General features: G+C 42.6%; 5 protein-coding genes. All 5 read left to right on the top strand.

Translation table 11 applies throughout. The annotated features are described in order from the left end of the window. On the top strand, positions 1-291 hold a 291-nt coding region (locus tag VF685_RS13925; RefSeq protein WP_440203679.1), incomplete at its 5' end, for a TonB-dependent receptor domain-containing protein. Positions 292-355: 64 nt separating this feature from the next. After that, positions 356-967, top strand: a complete 612-nt coding sequence (locus VF685_RS13930) for a DUF4198 domain-containing protein (RefSeq protein ID WP_286384748.1) — start codon at positions 356-358, stop codon at positions 965-967. Positions 968-1,007: 40 nt separating this feature from the next. Next, positions 1,008-1,292, top strand: a complete 285-nt coding sequence (locus VF685_RS13935) for a hypothetical protein (protein ID WP_168405989.1) — start codon at positions 1,008-1,010, stop codon at positions 1,290-1,292. A 3-nt stretch (positions 1,293-1,295) separates the two neighbouring features. Then, positions 1,296-2,855 (top strand): PepSY-associated TM helix domain-containing protein, encoded by a 1,560-nt coding sequence (locus VF685_RS13940; RefSeq protein ID WP_286384747.1) that lies wholly within the window; start codon positions 1,296-1,298, stop codon positions 2,853-2,855. Next, positions 2,852-3,133 carry a hypothetical protein gene (locus tag VF685_RS13945; RefSeq protein WP_075166735.1) on the top strand — a complete coding sequence of 94 codons (282 nt, stop codon included), beginning with the start codon at positions 2,852-2,854 and terminating at the stop codon, positions 3,131-3,133. Before VF685_RS13940 ends, VF685_RS13945 begins: the two co-directional genes overlap by 4 nt. The last annotated feature ends 212 nt before the right edge of the window (positions 3,134-3,345 follow it).

A 3,345-nucleotide genomic window follows, 5' to 3' on the forward strand; every position in this document is an offset into this window, starting at 1 on the left:
CCGCAAATTCCAAAACTCAAACTGGGCCTTGGGCTGCAGTGGCAGGATAAAACCTATCTGGAAGTACCTGAAACGACCACAAATGGCGTGACCCAGCAAGCGGGCGTGATTGAACAGGATGCGTATGCACTGGTCAATCTGATGGCCAGTTATGAGCTGAATGAACATATCACCCTGCAGGCCAATGGAAATAATCTGACCAATGAAAAATACCTGTTCAATTTCCCGAACCAGCAAGGCTTTTATGGTGCTCCCGCAAATTATAGCGTTGCGGTGAAATTCAAATATTGATTACTCCCTTGGCCTTAAAACTTTTTCAGGACCAATCCTTTTATTTAAAAACAGGTAAAAACACATGAAAAAAATGATAGCGTTGACAATGGGCTTGTCGATGAGCTTGTCTGCTCAAGCGCATATGCTGTGGCTTGAACGTGGCCCAAATGCTCAAACCTATGCCTTCTTTGGTGAATACAGTGAACAGCTGAAAGAAACTCAGGAAGGTGCCTTAAAGTCATTCAATCAAGCTAAAGTGGTTCAGGCCAAAAAAATCTTCAGTCCTCAGCTTCAGCAGGATCATCTGGTCTATGCCACGCAAGATCAGGCTGATGTAAAACTCAGCCATGAACTGATCTATGGTGAATCTTTACTGAGCTACCATGCTAAAGCCGGACGACAGAATCTGAAAGCCGAATCCGAGCTGGATATTATCCCCGCCCAACGCAACAGCAATACCTTTACCGTGCTGTATCAAGGCAAGCCCGCGGCTGATCTGGAGGTTACCGTCTTTTCTCCTCAGTATTGGCTGAAAAAATACACCACCAATAGCCAGGGACAAATTACGGTTGCTACGCCATGGAAAGGTCAGTACATGCTTGAAGTGGCAAAAGAATTAGATCAAGCAGGCACCTTTAATCAGCAAACCTATAAAAAACAATATTTTGTCACCACGCTCAGCTTTGTGCATTAAGCCAGCTTATTTTTTGTCTGGATGCAGCTAAAGGTCCTCTATGATTTCGATTTCTGTGATTCAGCCCTTCGCTGTCCTGTATCGCTTAGGGATATGCTTTGGGATGGGCTATCTAGGCAGTGACCTGATAGCACGCGATCTGGCTTATTTTTTACAAGCCTATTTCCCCAAAGCCGAATCGGTCTATCTGGCGGCCTTTACTGCACTGATTTTTTATATTTGCTTCGTGATTGGAACCTTCTGTATTCAAAGTTTAAAAAAGCTTTCTGTATATGGCTTGGTCTCCATCATCCTCTTGTTTATTCTCTCGCGCTTCACAGGTTAAATCATGCATAAATCTGTCCGTCAATCTATGGCATGGCTGCATTCATGGCTGGGTTTAAGCTTTGGCTGGCTGCTTTTCGCGATCTTTTTAACCGGTGCAGTGACCTATTATCGCCATGAAATTACCATGTGGATGCAGCCACAATTTGCCTCAATGCAGGTAAATCAGGACACCGCGGTCAAAACGGCCTACCAATATTTACAGCAACATGCAGCAGATGCGCAGCACTGGTATATTGGCGTCGCCCATCCCGCCGCGCCGGTCAATAAAATCTACTGGCAAACACCCAATGGCGACTATGAAATGAAAACTCTAGATGCCTCGACAGGTCGTGAATTAACCCTTTCGGCGACACAGGGCGGAGATTTTTTCTATAATTTTCATTTTCAACTGTATGGTCTGCCCTACACCATCGGGCGTCTGATTGTGACTATTGCGGCATTCATCATGCTGATCACCCTGATTTCAGGAATCATTACCCACAAAAAAATCCTGACCGACTTTTTTACCTTAAGAGTCTTTAAAGGACAACGATCCTATCTGGATTTTCATAATGTCAGTTCGGTAATTGCTCTTCCCTTTTTCCTGACTATTACCTTTACCGGATTGGCGATTTTCTTTTATATCATCCTGCCGTCTGGGATGAAAAAGTTATATCCCGAACATCCTTTTCAATATTTTGAAGATATCCAGACTGTAAAGGGATCAGCTATTTCTACTGCGCCTGTCAAAAGCAACATGCTGCCTGTTCAGCATTTTACTACAACGGTACAGCAGCATTGGGGACAGACTGAATTTGAGAGCATTACCGTTAAACAGCCCAATACCCAACTGGCTCAAATCACCTTCACGGAACTGAAAGATCATTCTATTACCCGAAATCAGGCTCAACTCACATTCAATGCCGCCACAGGTAAACTGCTAAAAAACACACGTAATGACAGTGCAATTGCCACTTTAAATGCCGGCGTGTATGGCTTGCATATGGCGCGGTTTGCTGACCCTGTGTTACGGTTGGCTCTATTTTTTTCCGGCCTCTTAGGTTGCGCCATGATTGCATCCGGTTTACTGCTCTGGAGCCTGAAACGTCAGATGCAGAAAAAATCCGCACGTTTTCATCTGGGATACTATCTGGTTAACCGTTTAAATATCAGCATGATCCTTGGCCTTCCGCTGGCCATGCTCGGCTATCTCTATGCCAATCGTTTTGTCAGCATCCCTGCAGGTGCACCGAATTATGAAATTTATAGTTTTTTCAGTATCTGGATTGGCAGTTTCATGCTGGCCTGTTTAACACCACAGCAGTATTTATGGAAAACCCAGCTCAAAATCCTGATTGGGGCTGCGTTTATGCTTCCGCTGATTGATATATATTATCTGGTTTCGCAACACGATATTGATTCGTTTAAAAGCTACTGGCCATTTTTACGTATTGATTTGATGCTCTGGCTATTGGCACTGCTTGCTTACTTTTTACACCAGAATATTCACCCTATTCAGCAAAAGGCGGTCCGTAAAATCCAGACCAAACTCAAAACTGTGCAGCAAGGATCTTCATCATGATATGGATTACAGTAATCGGGCTTCTCTGGCTGGCCTGTTTTGGTTTTTATACCGTCAGTGAAAAACAGATCATCAAAACCAGAACCTCCAGATATGCCCTACTTTCGGCATTTCCAGTCTTGGTTAAACTCACGTCAGGTACTATTTTATGTATGGTGATGTTGCTCTTAAGTACACAGTTTAGTGAGAGTATTAGCTTCGTTGCGCTCTGGGTACTGATGAGTCCGGTACTTTTTGTCTTTATTTTGAAAATGAATCATTTAGGGAAAAAGTTATAATTTGGGGTTAAATTATAAATGGCTTGGTTACATAAAGATTTTAAAATCAAAGTTCCTAATTAATAAGCTTGAAGTGCTCATATATTTATTACTCTGTTAGGCTTTTATACATAGACTATTTAATACCTGAAGTTTTTCAGGTGATTTATCTTGGGAATAACAAAAATTAAAAAATATTGTTCATAAGAAAAAATAATGCCCCGAAGGACATA

The organism is Acinetobacter sp. Brlt_5, assembly GCF_051949055.1.
Lineage (GTDB): Bacteria > Pseudomonadota > Gammaproteobacteria > Pseudomonadales > Moraxellaceae > Acinetobacter > Acinetobacter indicus.